General features: G+C 69.2%; 16 protein-coding genes. 9 read left to right on the top strand and 7 right to left on the bottom strand.

Features of this window, described 5'->3' with window-relative positions; all coding sequences use genetic code 11:
* Positions 1-154 precede the first annotated feature (154 nt).
* Positions 155-2545 (top strand): ATP-binding cassette domain-containing protein, encoded by a 2391-nt coding sequence (locus ACXJMZ_RS32810; RefSeq protein WP_457033661.1) that lies wholly within the window; start codon positions 155-157, stop codon positions 2543-2545.
* A 632-nt stretch (positions 2546-3177) separates the two neighbouring features.
* Here the strand turns inward: ACXJMZ_RS32810 and ACXJMZ_RS32805 are convergent.
* From ACXJMZ_RS32805 to ACXJMZ_RS32790, 4 genes are all read right to left on the bottom strand, one after another.
* Positions 3178-4179 (bottom strand): NADP-dependent oxidoreductase, encoded by a 1002-nt coding sequence (locus ACXJMZ_RS32805; RefSeq protein WP_457033660.1) that lies wholly within the window; start codon positions 4177-4179, stop codon positions 3178-3180.
* 26 nt (positions 4180-4205) lie between these two features.
* Positions 4206-5081, bottom strand: a complete 876-nt coding sequence (locus ACXJMZ_RS32800; protein ID WP_457033659.1) for an alpha/beta fold hydrolase — start codon at positions 5079-5081, stop codon at positions 4206-4208.
* Between the two features lie 168 nt (positions 5082-5249).
* Entirely contained in the window at positions 5250-5963 is a 714-nt protein-coding gene (locus ACXJMZ_RS32795; RefSeq protein ID WP_457033658.1) for an SDR family oxidoreductase, read from the bottom strand.
* Between the two features lie 34 nt (positions 5964-5997).
* Entirely contained in the window at positions 5998-7077 is a 1080-nt protein-coding gene (locus tag ACXJMZ_RS32790; RefSeq protein WP_457033657.1) for an alkene reductase, read from the bottom strand.
* A 145-nt stretch (positions 7078-7222) separates the two neighbouring features.
* Between ACXJMZ_RS32790 and ACXJMZ_RS32785 the strand changes: the two genes are divergently transcribed.
* Positions 7223-7828 (top strand): TetR/AcrR family transcriptional regulator, encoded by a 606-nt coding sequence (locus ACXJMZ_RS32785; RefSeq protein ID WP_457033656.1) that lies wholly within the window; start codon positions 7223-7225, stop codon positions 7826-7828.
* Positions 7829-8061: 233 nt separating this feature from the next.
* Here the strand turns inward: ACXJMZ_RS32785 and ACXJMZ_RS32780 are convergent, their stop codons facing one another.
* Positions 8062-9366 carry a hypothetical protein gene (locus tag ACXJMZ_RS32780; RefSeq protein WP_457033655.1) on the bottom strand — a complete coding sequence of 435 codons (1305 nt, stop codon included), beginning with the start codon at positions 9364-9366 and terminating at the stop codon, positions 8062-8064.
* Positions 9367-9474: 108 nt separating this feature from the next.
* Complete coding sequence (locus ACXJMZ_RS32775) at positions 9475-10020, bottom strand: SigE family RNA polymerase sigma factor (RefSeq protein WP_457033654.1); 546 nt, start codon at positions 10018-10020, stop codon at positions 9475-9477.
* Positions 10021-10531: 511 nt separating this feature from the next.
* Here ACXJMZ_RS32775 and ACXJMZ_RS32770 point away from each other — a divergent pair.
* From ACXJMZ_RS32770 to ACXJMZ_RS32750, 5 genes are all read left to right on the top strand, one after another.
* Complete coding sequence (locus tag ACXJMZ_RS32770) at positions 10532-11044, top strand: Imm50 family immunity protein (RefSeq protein ID WP_457033653.1); 513 nt, start codon at positions 10532-10534, stop codon at positions 11042-11044.
* The gene (locus tag ACXJMZ_RS32765) at positions 11037-11432 is read left to right on the top strand and encodes an Imm50 family immunity protein (RefSeq protein WP_457033652.1); all 396 of its coding nucleotides are present in this window, start codon (positions 11037-11039) and stop codon (positions 11430-11432) included. Before ACXJMZ_RS32770 ends, ACXJMZ_RS32765 begins: the two co-directional genes overlap by 8 nt.
* Positions 11433-11662: 230 nt before the next feature.
* Complete coding sequence (locus ACXJMZ_RS32760) at positions 11663-11881, top strand: hypothetical protein (protein WP_457033651.1); 219 nt, start codon at positions 11663-11665, stop codon at positions 11879-11881.
* A 175-nt stretch (positions 11882-12056) separates the two neighbouring features.
* Entirely contained in the window at positions 12057-12260 is a 204-nt protein-coding gene (locus ACXJMZ_RS32755; RefSeq protein WP_457033650.1) for a hypothetical protein, read from the top strand.
* Between the two features lie 236 nt (positions 12261-12496).
* Positions 12497-12964, top strand: coding sequence for a hypothetical protein (locus tag ACXJMZ_RS32750; RefSeq protein ID WP_457033649.1), 468 nt, complete (start codon positions 12497-12499; stop codon positions 12962-12964).
* Positions 12965-13029: 65 nt separating this feature from the next.
* On the opposite strand, the gene ACXJMZ_RS32745 is transcribed toward ACXJMZ_RS32750, so the two are convergent.
* A complete protein-coding gene (locus ACXJMZ_RS32745) occupies positions 13030-13833 on the bottom strand; it encodes an endonuclease I family protein (protein ID WP_457033648.1) in 804 nt (267 codons plus the stop codon).
* A gap of 306 nt (positions 13834-14139) precedes the next feature.
* Here ACXJMZ_RS32745 and ACXJMZ_RS32740 point away from each other — a divergent pair, with 306 nt between their 5' ends.
* Both ACXJMZ_RS32740 and ACXJMZ_RS32735 read left to right on the top strand, forming a co-directional pair.
* On the top strand, positions 14140-15096 hold the full coding sequence (locus ACXJMZ_RS32740; RefSeq protein ID WP_457033647.1) for a GNAT family N-acetyltransferase: 957 nt from the start codon (positions 14140-14142) through the stop codon (positions 15094-15096).
* Positions 15097-15130: 34 nt separating this feature from the next.
* Positions 15131-15679 carry a GNAT family N-acetyltransferase gene (locus ACXJMZ_RS32735; protein WP_457033646.1) on the top strand — a complete coding sequence of 183 codons (549 nt, stop codon included), beginning with the start codon at positions 15131-15133 and terminating at the stop codon, positions 15677-15679.
* The last annotated feature ends 296 nt before the right edge of the window (positions 15680-15975 follow it).

Below are 15975 nucleotides of genomic sequence, written 5' to 3'. Positions count from 1 at the left end.
GCGAACCCCGGCCTGACCTCCCGGCCGGGGTTCGCCGCGCAGCCGGGCCCGGTACCGCCACGGGCCGAACTGGCTTGGATACCTTGGTCCCTGCGCCGAACGCGACGTTGACGGAGACCGTGCAGGCGGTCCCGCACGAACAGATGGAGACACGATGAGCAGGGCCAAGAGGACGGACACGCAGTCGTCTGCGCTGCACGTTGCCGACAGCCACGATCTGATCCGCGTGCACGGCGCGCGCGTGAACAATCTCAAGGACGTCAGCATCGAGATCCCGAAGCGCCGGCTCACGGTGTTCACCGGCGTCTCGGGCTCGGGCAAGAGCTCACTGGTGTTCGGAACGATCGCCGCGGAGTCGCAGCGGCTGATCAACGAGACCTACAGYGCCTTCGTGCAGGGCTTCATGCCGACCCTGGCCCGGCCCGAGGTCGACGTACTCGAGGGACTGACCACCGCGATCATCGTCGACCAGGAGCGGCTGGGCGCGGACCCGCGCTCCACGGTCGGCACCGCCACCGACGCCAACGCGATGCTGCGCATCCTGTTCAGCCGGCTCGGCCAGCCGCACATCGGCTCGCCCCAGGCGTTCTCCTTCAACGTCGCCTCGGTCAGCGGGGCGGGCGCGATCACCATGGAGCGCGCCGGACAGACCGTCAAGGAGCGGCGCAGCTTCACCGTCACCGGCGGCATGTGCCCGCGCTGCGAGGGCCGGGGCACGGTCTCCGACGTCGACCTCACCCAGCTGTACGACGACTCCAAGTCGCTGGCCGAGGGCGCGCTGACCATCCCCGGTTACAAGGCGGGCGGCTGGAACTACCGGCTCTACAGCGAGTCGGGCTTCTTCCCTGCGGACAAGCCGATCCGCAAGTACACCAAGAAGGAACTGCAGGACTTCCTGTACCGCGAGCCGACCAAGATGAAGATCGCGGGCATCAACATGACCTACGAAGGGCTGATCCCGCGGATCCAGAAGTCCTTCCTGGCCAAGGACCGGGAGGGGATGCAGCCGCACATCCGGGAGTTCGTCGACCGGGCGGTCACCTTCACCACCTGCCCCGACTGCGACGGCACCCGGCTCAGTGCGGGGGCCCGGTCCTCGAAGATCAAGCGGATCAGCATCGCCGACGCCTGCGCGATGCAGATCAGCGACCTGGCCAAGTGGGTCAGCGGCCTCGACGATCCGTCGGTGGCGCCGCTGCWCAGCGCGCTGCAGCAGACCCTCGACTCGTTCGTCGAGATCGGCCTCGGCTACCTCTCGCTCGACCGGCCCTCGGGCACGCTGTCGGGCGGCGAAGCCCAGCGCGTCAAGATGATCCGGCACCTCGGCTCCTCGCTCACCGACACCACCTACGTCTTCGACGAGCCCACCATCGGGCTGCACCCGCACGACATCCAGCGGATGAACGACCTGCTGCTCCGGCTGCGGGACAAGGGCAACACGGTGCTGGTCGTGGAGCACAAGCCGGAGGCGATCGCGATCGCCGACCACGTGGTCGACCTCGGCCCCGGTGCCGGCACCGCGGGCGGCACCGTCTGCTTCGAGGGAACCGTCGAGGAGCTGCGGGCGGCCGGGACGCTGACCGGCCGTCACCTCGACGACCGGGCGAGCGTCAAGAAGACGGTGCGCAAGCACACCGGCGCACTGGAGATCCGGGGCGCGAGCGCGAACAACCTGCACGACGTCGACGTCGACATCCCGCTCGGGGTGCTGACCGTCATCACCGGCGTGGCAGGCTCCGGCAAGAGCTCGCTCGTGCACGGCTCGATCCCCCAGGGCGCGGGGGTGGTGACGATCGACCAGGGCGCGATCCGGGGCTCGCGCCGGAGCAACCCGGCGACGTACACCGGACTGCTCGAGCCGATCCGCAAGGCCTTCGCGAAGGCCAACGGGGTGAAGCCGGCACTGTTCAGCGCCAACTCCGAGGGTGCCTGCCCGAACTGCAACGGTGCCGGTGTCATCTACACCGATCTCGGGATGATGGCCGGTGTCGCCTCCACCTGCGAGGAGTGCGAGGGGAAGCGGTTCAACGCCTCGGTGCTGGAACACCACCTCGGTGGCCGCGACATCAGCGAGGTGCTCGCGATGTCGGTGACCGAGGCCGAGGAGTTCTTCGGCAGCGGCGAAGCGCGCACTCCGGCCGCGCACGCCGTCCTCCGTCGGCTCGTCGACGTCGGACTCGGCTACCTCACCCTCGGCCAGCCGCTCCCCACCCTCTCCGGCGGCGAGCGGCAGCGGGTCAAGCTGGCCACCCACATGGCGGAGAAGGGCCTGATCTACGTCCTCGACGAGCCGACCACCGGCCTGCACCTCGCCGATGTCGAGCACCTGCTCGGCCTGCTCGACCGGCTGGTCGACTCCGGCAGGTCGGTCATCGTCATCGAGCACCACCAGGCGGTCATGGCCCACGCCGACTGGATCATCGACCTCGGCCCCGGCGCCGGCCACGACGGCGGCCGGATCGTCTTCGAGGGCACCCCCGCCGACCTGGTCGCGGCCCGCTCCACCCTCACCGGCGAGCACCTGGCGGCGTACGTCGGTGCCTGAGCTTGCCATCGCCGAGGAAACGAGTCTGGCCCCGCCGCTCGCACGGCGGGGCCAGATTCCAACTCGGCCCGGTTCAGCGACCTGCGGAAGCGCGTTCATTCTCGATTCCAGGTCAGGCGGCTACTTCAGCTGACTCCAGTGACGAAGTTCGGCGCCCATGCGAAGAGCGCCAGGTGCGCCGGAGAAACACCGGCCAGGCAATTGCCGCCGCCAGACCGCCAACGGCAAAGCCCGTCACCAGCAGGTAGGAGGAGCCGCCCCCGTAGAGAAGACTCCGCCAGCGGCACCGGAGTCCAGTGCCACGGCCGTGCCGCCGATCCGCAAAGAATCCGGTCCGTCGTAAAGGAGGACGTCCGTGCGCGTGGAAGTGCCATCCGCCGCCTTCCAGCCGCCGTAGAAGTCACAGGAACCGAGTACGAGACCGTCCTCGCGGCCTGACCACCACACCGATGGTGTCCGTCAAAGCGGAGCAAGCTCAGTGCCCGGCAGCCGCCTGTTGTGTCGGGTCCGTCGTCCCTGGTCCGGCTCCTCGGGCTGTGTCGGCGTGGAAGCTGCCAGGCAGGGCGGGGCTGTCGTCCCCTTCAGTCCGGCACGGCCGACTCCAAGTGCGCGTCTGCGGTGCGGCGTGCGGATCAGTCGAGGGAGAGGACGGCTTTGCCGGCTTTGGTCTTGCCGTCTTCGACGTACGCCATCGCCTGAGGTGTCTCGTCAAATGCGAACACGGTGTCGATGACCGGGCGGAGTGCGCCGGTGTTGTACAGGTCGGCGAGGTGGGCCAGTTGTTCACCGCTGGCGCGCATGAAGAAGAACGAGTAGTGCACGCCGGCCTTCCTGGCGGCCCGGCGAACTTTGCGGCTCAGGAACGAGAGCACCGCTTCGAAGGCGCGGGGTGCGCCGAGCTGCCGGGCGAACGCGGCGTCAGGGGGGCCGGCCACGCCGAGTGCCAGGCCACCGGGGGCAAGCACCGTCAGCGACTTCATCAGGTTGTCTCCGCCGATACCGTCGATGACGAGGTCGTAGCCGGACAGCACCGTGGAGAAGTCCTGCTGGGTGTAGTCGATCACCACATCGGCCCCGAGGGAGCGCACCAGGTCCTCGACAGAACCGCGTGCAGTGGTGGCGACGTGTGCACCGAGGTGCTTGGCGAGCTGGATGACGGTGGATCCCAGGCCGCCGGCGCCGCCATGGACCAGTACCTTCGATCCTGGCCCGATGCCGGCCCTTTCCACCAGGATCTGCCAGGCCGCCAGGGCCACCAGCGGTACGGCGGCGGCCTCGGCCATCGTCAGTCTCGCCGGTTTGAGGGCGACGTCATCCTCGTCCATCGCGATGTACTCGGCGAAGGTGCCGATGCGCAGATCGCGGGGCCGGGCGTAGACCTCGTCGCCGACGTTGAATCCCTGCACCGCAGACCCGATCGACGTGACGGTTCCAGCGACGTCGTGGCCGAGAACGAACGGCGGCTTGTATTTCAGCAACTGCTTGAACTCCCCGTCGCGGACCAGCTTGTCCAGCGGGTTGATGCCGGCCGCGCTGACCTTCACCAGCACGTCCCTGGGGCCGGTCCGCGGCTGGGGAAGGTCCACTGCGCGCAGGCCGTCCTTGCCGTAGTGCTCGACGACGAAAGCCTTCATGGCTTGCCGGTCCTTTCTTGTCAGGTTCAGGGACGGCCGAGGAATTGCAGCGCCTTGGCCACGAACTGCTCGTGGTGCTGGAAGATGCCGCCGTGGCCGGCGTCGGGGAAGATCACCAGTTCGCTGTCGGGCAGGCGCCGGGCCAGGTCGGCGGAGTTGGGTGTGGGGACCATCCGGTCTGTGTCGCCGTTCGCGACCAGTACGGGCTGCGTGATCGCCGACAGGTCCTGCGGGGCCTGCAGCCCCCATCGGTGGATGGCTTTGAGCTGGGCGAGGTACGCCTTCGGGGAGATCGGCTTGTCCCGGCCGGCGGTACGCTCCTTGAGCCGGGCCAGGAACTGCCTGCCGGCCCGTTTGCCGTTGTCGGTGCGGGTGAAGAACAGGTACTGCTTGGGGTCCTGCAAGGTGGCGAGGGCTCGCAGGGTGTCCAGGTGGGTGATGCGGGTGACGTTCTTGATGCCGTCGCCGCCTGCCGGGCCGGTGCCGGTGAGGATCATCCTGCGGACCAGCTGCGGCTCGGCGAGTGCGATCTCCTGGGCGATCATGCCTCCCAGGGAGAACCCGTGCAGGTCGACCCGGTCGAATCCGAGAGCCTTGATGAAGGTGATGGCGTCGTGGGCCATCTCGGAGATGGTGGCCGGCGTGGTGCCTGTGGAGGCGCCGACGCCTCGGTTGTCGAAGGTGATGACGCGGTGCTCGGCGGCGATGCCGTCCACGACGCGGGGATCCCAGTTGTCCAGGACGCCTGCCAGGTGGACCAGGAACACGACCGGGGTGCCGGTGCGCGGGCCGAGGTCGCGGTACGCGAAGCGAATCCCGGCGGCGGAGACGACCCGGTTGGCGGTGTCCTTGTAGGCCGCCGGGGGCTCCTGGCGCGGGGTTGAGCGTTCCAAGTCGTTCATGGCGTTGCCCTTCAGTACGGGTCCCGCGGTGTACCGCGGCGGTGCGTGGACTTCGCGAGGGGTGTTATCGGAACCCGGCTCGGCGCCGCCGCATGGCGGGCCACGCTCTGTTCACCCAGTGCCATTGGCACACGGGTGCTCGCGGCCCACCAGGCCGGCGGGCCGGCCTCAGGTCGCGGGTCCGGCCAGCTGTGAGTACGTGGCTTCCAGCGGTGCGGACAGGGCGGCCTTCAGCTGTACCGAGGCATCGTCGGCGAGCACCTCGTACTGGCCGGCCTCGGTGGCGTCGAAGACGGTCTTCACCAGGTCGGCCGGGTCGGTCTTGGGGCCGTCGGCGTGGGCGGCCATGGGGGTGTCGACATAACCGACGTGCACGCCGACCACCTGCACTCCGGCCGGGGCCAGCTCGATGCGCAGGGAGTTCGTCACCGACCACAGCGCAGCCTTGGTGGCGCTGTAGATCCCACTTACCGCCCACCAGCTCAGCGCGGAGTGCATGTCGATCAGCGCCGCCGGGGCGTTGCCGGAGAGAACCGGGGCGTAGGCACGGGCCAGGTTCAGCGGGCCCAGGAAGTTGGTCGCGACGTTCCGGGCGATCTCCTGCTCGGTCTGGGTGAGGATCCCGGGGCTGGACACCGAAGTCCCCGCGTTGTTGATCAGGACGGTGACGTCCGGCGCGGCTTCGACGGCTGCGGCGATGGAGGCAGGGTCGGTCACGTCCAGAGGCAGTGCGACGACCCGGTCGTCGTCCCAGGTGATGGGGTTGCGGGCGGTGGCGTACACCTTCGTGGCGCCGCGGGCCAGCGCCTGGCGGACGAACTCGGTGCCGATGCCGCCGTTGGCTCCGGTGACGAGGACGACGGATCCCTTGAGCGAGGTCATGACGGTGCTCCTTCTGTTCGTGGGCGCGGCGGGCTCAGGCCCGAGCCAGCGTCGGGTAGTCGGTGTAGCCGGCGGCGGCGCCGCCGTAGAGGGTGGCCGGGTCGGCCTCGGTGAGCGGGGCGTCGACGCGCAGACGCTCCACCAGGTCGGGGTTGGCCAACGCCCAGCGGCCGACCGGGGAGATGTCGGCCAGGCCCGAGTCCAGGTACTCGGCCAGCTCCTCGCGGCTGCGGCCGTAGCGGAGCACCAGCAGCGCGGTAGGCCAGACCGCGCGCAGCGAGCGCAGCAGCTCCTCGTCGCCGAGGTGGTGGATGTGCAGGTAGGCGAGGTCCAGCGGGGCCAGTTCGCCGACCAGGTGCCGGTACTGGGCGCGCACCGCCTCCACATCGCCCTCGTCGATGCCGCCGAGCGGGAATCCGGGCGAGATGCGGATGCCGACCCGGTCGGCGCCGATCTCCTCTGCGACAGCCGCGGCGACCTCGACCACGAAGCGGGACCGGGCCTCGACCGAGCCGCCGTAGCCGTCGGAGCGGTGGTTGGCGTTGGAGGAGAGGAACTGGTGCAGCAGGTAGCCGTTGGCGGCGTGGATCTCCACACCGTCGGCCCCGGCCTCGGCCGCCATCGCTGCCGCGTGTCGGAACTCGGCGACCACGCCCGCCAGTTCGTCGGTGGCGAGCTCTCGTGGCACCGGGGTCTTCTGCATACCGCTCGCGGTGATCATGTCCTGGCCGGCACTGATCGCGGAGGGGGCCACCGGCTGCCGGTGGTGCGGGGTGTTGTCCGGGTGGGACATTCGGCCGACGTGCATCAGCTGGACGAAGAGCGCCCCGCCGCCGGCGTGGGTGGCCTCGGCAATCCGCCGCCAGCCCTCGACATGCTCGGGAGTGTGGATGCCGGGGGTGCCCGGGTAGCCCTGGCCGTCCTGGGAGGGTTGGGTGCCCTCGCTGATGATGAGGCCCAGGCTTGCTCGCTGCCCGTAGTACTCGGCCATCAGCTCCGTGGGGGTCCCGTCGGGCAGGGCCCGGCTGCGGGTCATCGGGGCCATCGCCAGCCGGTGCGGGAGCTTGACGCGGCCCAGCGCGAAAGGCTGCCAAAGGATAGGTGAGGTGGTCATACGGATCTTCCTCTGCTGTCGGTTCAGACGGCTCGCGGTGCCCGGTCCACTGACGGAGTGGCATGCCAGAATGGATCTGAACCCGTTCGCTTGCGACTGTAATCGTAAATGACCGCAGTCAGAAATCTATTCCCCGGAGGTCCGCATGTCGACCACGCCCGCACCGTCGGGCCGGCGGGAGCGGAACAAGCAGCAGAAGCTGGACCGCATCACCGCCGCCGCCCGTGAGCTCTTCACCGAGTACAGCGTCGAGGACGTCACCACTCAGCAGATCGCCGAGAAGGCCGACATCGGCACCGGAACGCTCTTCCTGTACGTGAAGAGCAAGGGTGAGCTGCTGCTGCTGATCCAGAACTCCCTGTACGCCGAAGCGCKGGCCCGGGGCCGGGCCAGCGCCGAGAAAGCCGAGGGCGCCCTGGAGGCGGTGCTCGCGATCATCCGTCCAGTTGTGGAGTGCAACCGGGTACACACCGGCAACGGCCGTACCTACCTGCGAGAGATGGTCTTCGGGGACCCCGAAGAGCCCCGGCACGCCGAGGCGCTGGCGATCGTCGGCCAGACCGAGCAGGCCGTCGCTGAGGTACTGCGACGCGACGGGTTTCGCGACAGGGCCGACGCCGCGACCCTGGCCCGTGCCACCTCCGCGCTGATGTTCATGAGCATGGCCGCGAGCGTGAACGCTGGACACGACGCCGAGCAAGTACTGGCAGACATCCGCGAACAGCTGGCGGTGGTGCTGGCACGCCGGTAAGGCGCCCAGCCAGGGGAGAACAGCGCGCCATCGGCCACGTACAGCTCGTCAGGCTTGAGCAGCCTGTCGTGATTGCTGGTGAGATCAGTCCGACGCCCGAAGAGCAGGCACGCCTCGCGAAGCGTGCTGACCGACGCGGTGGCGTACGCCCGCCCCGCCCGTACCGCCCTGAGGCGGCCGGGTCGGGGCGGGGCGTACGTCCGTCGGCCTYCGCCTGGACGGCTGGGCAAGGCTCAGCTCGGCAGCTTCCACTCGGGGCTGACCGCGATGGCCCGCAGCTGCTCGGTGGTCAGCACCGGGGTCTGGCGGGTCGCGGCCTGCTTCAGCCCGCCGCTGTTGTACGCCGCCACCACGACGCGCAGCCCGTCCGCCCGCAGCACCTCGACGATCCAGCGGCCGGGGTTCGTGCCCTCCTTGCGCTCGACCACCTGGCTGCCGTCCGGCAGGGCCTGTCCGTTGGCGTACTGACCGGAGATGACACTGCCCGAGGACTGCGCGAGGTCGCGGCGCCAGTCCTGGACGTTGATCTCCACCAGGCTCGTGCCCTTGCCGTCCTTGACGGTGAAGTTGGCGTATCCGTCCATGTCCGTGTTGGCGTCGGCCGGTGTCAGCCCGGCCGGGAGGAGCTTGGCTGCGGTGGCGACGATCTGCTCGGCCGGGAACTCGGCCCGTGGGACGGCCTGACCGCCGACCACGGGAAGCTCGGCCACGATGCTGTCCCACGCGCGCGCGGTCGCCACGGCGGACAGCTGATCGGTCGTCAGCGGGGGCGTCGGACGGGTGGTCGGGGCCCCCTTGTCCTCGGCCGCGTTCCACTCGCTGATCTCGATCAGCCGACCGTCCTTGCCGGAGAGCGTTGCCGACCACCGCTTGGTGTCCGCCTCGCCGTTGGGGTACTCCAGGCCCTGGAAGAGTGTCAGCACCGATCCGTCGGCGAGCGTGCTGGTGTGGCAGGCGTCGTACGGCAGGATCTTCCGGTCCGGGCATTTCAGTTCAGGTGCGGTGGCTGCCGTCTGCCGAGCCAGGCGCTTCACCGACACCGACAGCCTGCCGACGCCCTTGCCGTCGTCGAAGCGCAACCGGACCATCGCGCCGGTTGCCGGGATGCCCCTGCCCTCCAGGCCCTCGACACCGCTGATCGAACCGGCCGGCAGCACCGTCTTCAGCGCCGCCAGCACCCGCTCGGTCGGCACCGGCACCGGCACCGGACCGGCCGTCCCGGTGCCCCCGCTCGCMGCCCCCGMCGCAGCCACCCCGGACGGCCCGGACGGGCTGGGGACATCTGACGAAACGACAGAGACGGCCGGATCGAACGAGGTGGCCGGACCGCTCCGCCCCACCACCAGGAACGTGCCCCCGCCGACCAGGGCCAGCGCCGTCGCGCTGCCCGCCACCACCGCCGCGCTACGGCGCCGCCAGGCACGGCGGCCGCGCTCGAGACCGACCGCGTCCAGCTGCGCCGTCTCCGTGCGGAACGCCTCGCCGGTGCGCGACATGGCGTACGTCAGATCCTCTTCGAACTGCTGGTCACTGGACACGCTGAAGCCTCGTCACTGTCGTCATGGTCTACGTCGGGGGCGGGTGGGGCGCGGTCGGACCGTCCGAGCCCGAAGATCGGAGCCCGGACAGCCGGCGGCGGAGTGGGGTCAGCGGGACGCCAGCTCGGCGAGCGAATCGCCCAGCAGCGGGCGCAGCCTGGCCAGCGCCCTCGTGGTCCTGGTCCGCACCGCGCCCGGAGTCGACCGCATCATCTCGGCGGTCTCCTCGATGCTGCGGTCCTCCCAGTGCCGCAGCACCAGCACCGCGCGGTCCTGCGGGCTGAGCTGCGCAAGGGCCTGAAGCAGGGTCAGCCGCAGCGCGCTGTCACCGCCCGGATCACCGGTCTCCGGCAGCTCCCCGATCGGCAGCTCGCCGCTGGAGCGTCGTTTTCGGTGAGCGAGGAAGGTGCGCACCAGCACCTGCTGCGCGTACGCACCCGGATTCTCGATCCGCGAACGGCCCATCAGCCAGGAATTCTGCCGACGCCAGATCACGTACATCCGAGCCAGCGTGTCCTGGACCATGTCCTCCGCCAGGTGCGTGTCACCGCCGGTCAGCAGGCACGCTGTGCGATACAGCTGCGCGGTCCGCCCAGCCGTCAGCTCCAGGAACCCGGCGTCCCTGGCCTCTGCAGCGGTATGGCTGCCAGCCATGTTCACTCCCCCTCACGGTACGTACAGATATCAAGAGGGGTCGGGGGCTCCCGAATGTTACACACGACTTCTCGGAGCTTCGGTCCCGTCGTGACGAGCGGAGAGGGGATGGACCGTCAGGACCCCTGAGCCAGCGGTGCCCCACCTGACCTCGATCTTTCATGACCGTCCGTCATGTCGTGGTCCTTGCGGTCCTTGCGGTCCTTGCGCCAGGGCGCCGGCGCCGACGACAGCACGGTGTCCAGCCCGCTGACGCGGGCGGTCTCCACTGGCAGCACCCCCGCCGGCCTGCGAAACCACCTCTGATCCGCCACCCGATATCCGGACGCGTGGTTAGGACCCGCTACGCTTCTTCACCTGCAAAGCGCCTCGTCTTCGGTGATCCAACAGGACCTTCGACAAGCCCTGTCATCCCAGTTCAGGGGCACTTTCCAGATCTCTGACCGCCCCTTGGACGATGATCGGGCCAACCTCGCCGGGCGCGAGATGTCCAGAGCAGAGGAGCCCATCCATGCCAGCCGACACGTGGTCGGAGCTCTTGGTCCACGCCGAGCGGCTGACCGCGCTCTATACCGAGCTGCCGCCCTTGGAGCACCTCGTCCTCAGGTCGGTCCACCTGAGCCCCTACGGCCCCGGTGTGACGTTGCGGGTAGAGCTTCCACGCTTTCCGGACCACGCTCCACTGACCTGGACCGAGGCAGGCTGCGACCGGTTCGAGACCCAGATCGAGTTCCTGGCCGTGGGCGAGGACCTGCGGATGCGGGGTGTTCCCGACCGCACAGTCGTCGACGTCGAGTTCAGCCCACTCGTTCAGGTCTACGAGCGCCGGATCAGGGTCGCGGTGCACGGAGCGGGATTCTCGTTGGACTTSACCGCCTATGCCGCGCTCAAGGCCAGCCATCTCAACGCCTATCGCTCCGGCGACGCGGACCCCAATACCGCTCAGCGCTGGTTCGAGAGCCGACTTGACCAGCATCTGCACCAGGTGCTGCCTCCCACGACCGCGAAGACGTTCTATGAGTGACCACGACTGGTCTGCCGAGTTGACCCATCCCGAGACGGTCCGCGAAGTTCTGGGCTCACCCCCGCCACCGCTGAGTGACTACGACCTGACGTCCGTTCTCATCGACGAACGCGCAGCATCGGTCACCTTGAGGTTCTCCGCCTTCACCGTCCCGGATGGCGCCGCGGACCTGTGGCAGGCGCGCGGACACAACGCGGTCGAATTCGACCTGGTCTGCATCGGCGTGAAGAACTTCGAGGTGGACGGCTGGTCGGGTTGGCCGACAACCGCCGCCACCCTTGAAAGAGGAACGGTCGTGCTCTCCGGCCAGGGCAAGCACGTGTCATTCGAGGCTACCGAGATCCGCGCCGAGTCCCCAGTTGGACGTCTGTGGAGCCGATCGCAGTGAAATACAGGCCAAGTTGAGGTTGGCGCTCTGGGGGGCTTCCCCCTACCGCCACGTCACCCGTGAACCTCCATCCTTCCCTGCCCGGCCCAGGGCTACGCGGTACTCAACCGGGCGGATCCGGGCGGAGGTTGAGCCGCCGCGAACTGTCCCAACCTGCCCGTGAGCCCGCGCGGAGCACGCTGCCCGGGAATCACCCGTGCCTCCGGCCGCGCTCAGGCGTTGAACCGGGTATGAAGAAGCGCAGCCTGCTCGCCGCCGCGTCCCTCGCCGCCGGCGTCGCCCTCTCCCTGACCGCGCCGCACGCCCACGCCACGGGTGACACCACCGGCCTGGTCGGCACCTCGGGTTCCGAAGCCGTCACAGGCACCGAGGCCGTCATGGACGTACTGCCCGTCGGCGACGCCGAGACCGTCTTCGGCACCGGCACGGCCGCGCTCACCACCGGCTGACGCGCCGCCAGGTCAGGCGTCCAGGGGTCGCCAGGCCGGGCCGTCGCCGTCCTGCCGGACGTGTCCGAACACCACCGAAACCCGCGTCGATCAGCAGCGCGCGGTCGCCGCGCTCCACCAGCAGACTGCCGACGCTCCCCCACGACGTGACCCGTGGTGTCCAGGTACTCCGGCTGTGCGGCCCATACCTCGTCGGTGGTGTCCTGGACCAGCTCCAGCGGCCGGAGCCGCACATCACCTCGTCCTCACCGCCGAGGGCACCGCACTGCGCGAACGTCTCCTCGGTCTGCTCGCCGTGGACTCCCCGCTGTCCGGCCTCACCCCGGAGGAGCAGCGCGTCCTGCACGGCCTGCTGGAGCAGGCCATCACCGCTCGCTGAGTTGACGAGTCGACTCCGGCCGGCCGTTGATACCCTCGCCCCTTCAGCAGAGTTCGCCGCACGGGGGATCAATGAGCCAACCGCATTCCCAATCACCGGAGTTCAACCCGTACAGCCAGGCACCCGTGCCCCAACCGCAGTCCGGCTTCGGCCCCCCGCCGGCCTACCCAGGTCTGCCACCCATGCCGCCGCCCGGCCAGCCGTACCCGGCATACCCCGCGTACCCCATGCAGCCCATGGGGCAACAGCCCAGGCGCGGCAACCCGGTTGGCGCGCTGTTCCTCGGGCTGCTGGCGTCCTTCGTCGTCTCGGCGATCTACACCGGCATCATCCTGGCCACCTACCGGGAGCAGTCCGAATTCGCCGGGCATGCGCTCTACCTGTTGCACGCCATGGCCAACGGAGCTGTCGTCGGTGTCCTGGCGGGCCTGGTGGGCCGCGGCAGCAACGGCGCCCGGATCGGCGCGGCCGTGCTGGCCCCGCTCGGCGTGTTCTTCGGCTACGCCAATGCCGTGCCGCTCATCATCGCCGAACGCGGCGGGTTCGATTCCGCCAGGTTCCTGCTGAAGTCCGACCCCTTCTTCCCGGCCGAGGCCTGGTGGGGCAGCCGCACCGGAACCGAGTGGATCGCCCTGCTCGGCCTCGCCCTGGCTGCACTGACCGCCTGGGGTCTTGCCTACCTCGCCGGCCGCAACCGTCGTTGACGTACCGCCGGACGCACTGAACTCCCCGACCATGGCGGGGAGTTCAGCTCACCTCAGGTCCGGTCCTACCAGATCGCCTCGACCCACTCCGGGTGGTCGATGAACGGGTTGCGGTTCTTCTGGTACGTGTCGAAGATGACCTGGTTGCGCTTCTCCTCGAAGGCGCTCGGCGGGTCCTGCTCGTTCCACTGCTTCAGGATCGAGAGGCGGCCCATGTAGGGGACGCTGCCGTTGGTGGTCGACTCGTTGGGCTCCAGGTCGGCCCAGGCGTCGTCGCCCTCGTAGCGGACGGCCATGTAGAGGATCATGCGGGCCACATCACCCTTGTCCGCGTCACGCGGCTCGAAGGAGTTGGAGTCCGTGTAGCTGCCGGGTGCGCCGCTGACCGCGCTGCCGCCGTTGTCGAAGTCCTTGTTGCCGCGGATGCTGTTGACCTGGACGTCCGCGGGGCGCAGGTGGTGCAGGTCGGTGCCGGGGCCGGCCGAGGTGCCGAAGTTGCCGTGGGACTGGGCCCACACGTGCTCGCGGTTCCAGTCGCCCACGTCGCCGCCATTGAGGGACTTGCTGCGCGAGGTGCCGCTGTACAGCAGGATCACGTTGTTGCTGTTGCTCGGGTCCTGGTCGGTGACCTTGAGCGCGTTCCAGACCGCATCGTAGGAGATCTTGGTCTGACTGCTGATGATCGTGTGCAGCGAAGCCTTCAGGCTGGTGCCGGTCTTGCCGATCGCGTTCTTGTAGTACGTGCTGTCGTACGCGGTGGTCGTGGCGCTCGCCGGAGTCGCGGCGACCGTCGGAAGGGTGAGACCGACGAGGACGGCGGATATGGTTGCCGCCAGGACCTTCCATCTGCCTGTCTGCGCAACGGACATGGGGGTGCCCTTTCCCGGGGACGGCACGCGCTGGACCTGGCACCTGCTCAGGGATGCCGTGATCTACGCGTGTTGACTTTTTTGTCATCGGGAGCATGACATGAGCCGGGGGTCGGTCGTGTAACCGGGAGAAAGCCGTTCTGTGACGTTCTTGCATACGTCGCCATCCCAGATCGCCGCGCGACCAACTCGATGACCCATCACCACTCTTGACATACGAGCAGCGACATCCTGCGGTCTGCGACCGGAAGTGTGGGCGCGAAATTCGCTCGCGGAGTCCGACCCACCGATGCGAAGGTGGCCGGCATGACCACGACTTCTGCGCCGCCCGCCGGCCTGACCGTACGCCCGGCGACCCTCGGCGACGCCGAGGCCGTCTGCGGACTCCTCAACGAGATCGACCTGATCGAGATCGGCCGCGCCGAGACCGAGTTGCACGAGGTCGAGGCGGACCTCAAGCATCCAGAGGTCGAACTCGAGCGCGACTCCTGGCTGTTGTACGACGGCTCCCGGCTGGTCGGCTACGGCCTGCTGTGGGACGACTCCGGCGCCGAGCGGATCGACATGGACCAGTACGTCCTGCCGGACCGTCAGGAGGGTGCGCTGCACCTGTTCGACCTGATGGAGGCCAGGGCGGCCGAGCGGGCCGCCGGCAACGGCGCCGAGCAAGCCGTGGTCCACATGCACCTCAACATCGCGCCCACCGTCGACACCGAAGCGCTCCGGGCCAGGGGCTGGCGGTCGGTCCGACGGTACAACGTGATGGCCCGTCAGGTGAGTTCGGCCGACGACCTGGTGCCCGAGCCGCCCGCCGGGGTGACGCTGCGCAGCTGCGGCACGGAGGACGACCGCCGGATCGCCCACCGGCTGGTCCAGGAGTCCTTCGCCGGACACTTCGACTTCCAGCCCCGCAGCTACGACCAGTGGCTGCACGACATCGACGGCGAGACCACCGACTGGTCGCTGATCTGGATCGCCACCCTCGCGGACGTCGGCGACGTGGCCGTGCTGCGCAGCCACAACAACCGCACCACGATGGGCTGGGCGGCCAACATCGGCGTACTCACCGCCGCCCGGGGCCGGGGCCTCGGCAGCTACCTGCTGCGCCACTTCTTCGGCACCTTCGCCGCACTCGGCCGTGACCGCGTCGGCCTGGGCGTCGACACCGACAACAGCACCGGCGCGCTGGCACTCTACGAGCGCCACGGCATGGCACTGGACTTCGCCGTCGACACATGGGAACTGGTCCGGCCCGTCCGCTAGTTCCCACCTTCCTCCCCAACGAAGGTTGCCCGCCATGACCGAGCTCGGACCCGTCCCCTGGCCACCTGCCTCGATCAGGACCGAGCGGCTCGTACTCCGCGAGTCCGAGGCGAGGGACCGTGCGGCGTTCGTCGAGCTGTTCGCCTCGCCGGAGGTGGGTACTTACCTCGGTGGCCCTCGGCCGCGTGCCGACCTCGAGCGCGCGGTGCCCGAGGTACCGGGGCGGCGCCCTGGCTCTTTCGTGGTCGAGCTCGACGGAGCGATGATCGGCGTGATCACGCTCGACCGGCGCGACGCAGAGCGTCCCGGTCACGTCCGTCCGGATGGCGAGGAGGCCGAGCTCGGCTACATGTTCCTGCCGCAGGCGTGGGGATACGGGTACGCCGCCGAGGCGTGCGCAGCGGCACTCGACTGGTCCGCCGACGCGCTTCCCGGCGAGCCGGTGGTGCTCTGCACCCAGAGCGCCAACGTCCGCTCGATGCGCCTCGCGGCGAAGCTGGGGTTCGCCGAAGCGGAACGGTTTGAGGAGTACGGCGCCGAGCAGTGGTTCGGCGTGTGGTCCCCGGTCACGCCGTCCGGTTGAGCTCCTGCTCGACAACCCAGATCGACCGGGTCACCGATAGCCCGTCGACCTCGGCGCGCCGCCTGACCTCGGCGGAATCGTGGTGCCCGGCTCAGTGACAGGGGCCACGGCGCGTCCGGCGTGGCCGCGCACCCACCGCCTCTGGTCCTGCTACTGAACTTGATTGGGTGATGTCGGAGCTGTTTGCCTGACGGCGGTGGCTCGGCTGCGGTAGCTCTGGGCTATGAGGTACGCGCAGGGCGGCGGGTTGACCGACGCTGGGAGGGCTGTCCGGGAGCGGGTGCGGCTGCAGGCCG

The sequence above is a fragment of the Kitasatospora sp. P5_F3 genome (assembly GCF_054049135.1).
This window is presented reverse-complemented; position numbering and strand designations above follow the sequence as displayed.